Below are 280 nucleotides of genomic sequence, written 5' to 3'. Positions count from 1 at the left end.
CTCTGGAGCAGATACGGCTGAAGCAATTGTTGTTTGCGTAGACCACAAAGAAACGACGAATAAGATTGTAGAGTTGGTGCAACATGAATTTCCTATGGCCAAGTTACTGGTTCGCTCTTATGACCGTGAGCATGCGCTGCATTTAGCAAAACAAAATGTGGATTACATGATACGCGAAACCTTCGAGTCGGCAATGCTATTTGGCGGTGCAATTTTAGAAGAACTGGGTGTTGACCAGAGTGATGTTGAAGAAATTAGCCAAGAAATCCGAGAACTAGAC

At 43.6% G+C, this 280-nt stretch carries 1 protein-coding gene; it reads left to right on the top strand.

Annotated features, from left to right (window positions below; genetic code table 11):
• A partial coding sequence (locus AAEY88_RS13090; RefSeq protein ID WP_350563080.1) for an NAD-binding protein occupies nt 1–280 on the top strand: 280 nt, incomplete at both ends.

This window comes from Psychrobacter sp. CAL346-MNA-CIBAN-0220 (assembly GCF_040309805.1).
Taxonomy (GTDB): Bacteria; Pseudomonadota; Gammaproteobacteria; order Pseudomonadales; family Moraxellaceae; genus Psychrobacter.
Note: the sequence above shows the minus strand (reverse complement) of the source record. Positions and strands in the feature narration are given on the sequence as shown.